This window comes from Bartonella sp. AP9QHHD (assembly GCF_042195625.1).
Classification (GTDB): domain Bacteria; phylum Pseudomonadota; class Alphaproteobacteria; order Rhizobiales; family Rhizobiaceae; genus Bartonella.
The window spans coordinates 1-1,797 of record NZ_JBHIOP010000042.1; the positions used below are offsets into that span (position 1 = coordinate 1).

Here is a 1,797-nt window from a genome sequence, read left to right on the forward strand (position 1 = left end):
ATCATCTAAATTAAAACTCAAACCATGCTTTAAAGAGTTCCAAAAAGCTTCACTTTGCGTGATTTCGGGATGTTGGGGTGAAGTTGTTTCTTCAAAGTTGGAGGCATCATTGAGAACATCAAAGCGATAGCGTGTTCCATCTTCTAAGGTCACATATCTAGATCGAGACGCATTATTTTGAGAATTATTATCAATAACATCAAAACGATAACGTGTTCCATCCTCTAATGTTACATATCTAGATCGAGACGTATTCATTACAATTTTACCTTCCTCATATGCTCACCAGTCTCAATATCTATAAATTCAGTAATATCATTTCTTTTAGCAGCTTCTTGCATACTCATCCGAGGTATATTTTCACTACCTCCTTGCGACATCGACTGATTAGCATATTGAGCAGAATACTTTAGACGCGGTCTTACTTCCATTCCATTTGACAACCTATAAATTTCCTCATCATTCAGTTTTTTAAAAAGATCAAACATATCTTTGATTTTTAAGAGCGTTTTATATAGTTCTTCTGGTTTATCGCTAATGTCCATAGTACCATAAGATGCTACTATGCGCCTGCTTTCTTCATTAGATAACGGTCCAACGCCTAATTTCCCGCCGTCACTTTGCTTTTTGATTGCTTCAATCACTCGAACAAAGACACCACCTTCAAGCGTTTTTAATTTANCAAAAGCACCGACCTTACCAGCAGCCTTTTTGGGATTCTTCTCTATAATTTGAAGAGCATTGTTAACTGTATCCACAATATGATTAATTTCTTTTGCTACTACAGCAGCAGTGTTTCTCTTACCTATTTCCCACTCTTCTATGTCTCGTTTTTTCTGATTATACTCCAATTCCAGTAGAGATCCTTTAATCGGTCTCGCTTCACGTTCACCTGTCTCCGGATTGATATACCATTGATGCCCCAGAGGTAACTTAGGAGTATCACCACCTGTTAGCATCGCACTAAGCATTTGCGGATTACGTGCCATAATAGCAGCTTCTTCTTCACTATAGCCTTTGGATTTTAGATACTCGACAGTCTGGTTAACCTGCCCTCTTTGTTTATCTCCTTCATGCAAGTTCTTCAGCCCCTTGGCAAAAAGTTGCCATCCAGATGAATTTGGACTTGCTGTTATCGCCCCCATAAGAAAATCATCAATATTTTTACTAACATCAGACTGTGAAAAACGAGAAAATTTATCCCAAAAACTAAGATTTGGTTCAGGAGGCTGTTCTTGCAATGGAACTGGTTTTGTTGAAATAGGTGGAGAAGTCTCTAACTGAGGAGGAGTTTCTGATTGTGGAATCGGAGAGGGTTTATTCCCCTCATTATCTATCTCAGAAGGACGAATAGAACCTATTGGAGAAGGAGAAAAAGAGCCTATCTTATATGGATCATTCATAGAAATCGCATTAAGAAAAACTGGTAATTTATGTTTGTCCTTTCGTTGATTCGCTATTGATTGTAGTAGATCTTTTTCTAGTCTGCGTTCGTGTAGATCTTTTTCTAGTTTGGATATGAAACGTCTATCTCTCGGGTCAAAATCTATAAAAACCATTACTTTCCCTTTAACTATTTATTTTTTCTAAGATTATTCAAACTAAACGGCAGCATTTGCTGCCTTTTCCGCAGCCTTCTTTAATCCAAAAAGCACCATCATAGCATTCTGCCAAGGGTCGTTACCATGCATCTTAGATTCTGACACATTATTCGTCGTCGTGCCGTAATTCCTTGCAAAGCCATGACCGGCGTTCATAAGCATATTCAACCTATTCCAGCCGCTATTGTCTTGTTCC

The 1,797-nt window shown here is 38.1% G+C and carries 2 protein-coding genes and 1 pseudogene; all 3 read right to left on the reverse strand.

The window, feature by feature from the left end:
• Nucleotides 1–258, reverse strand: a 258-nt coding sequence (locus ACFIK4_RS03000; RefSeq protein ID WP_375674932.1) for a hypothetical protein, incomplete at its 3' end; no start/stop codon positions are given.
• The gene (locus ACFIK4_RS03005; RefSeq protein WP_375674934.1) at nt 258–1,559 is read right to left on the reverse strand and encodes a hypothetical protein; all 1,302 of its coding nucleotides are present in this window, start codon (nt 1,557–1,559) and stop codon (nt 258–260) included. The genes ACFIK4_RS03000 and ACFIK4_RS03005, both read right to left, overlap by 1 nt.
• 42 nt (nt 1,560–1,601) lie before the next feature.
• Nucleotides 1,602–1,797: pseudogene (locus ACFIK4_RS03010) on the reverse strand (hypothetical protein); the annotation flags it as partial.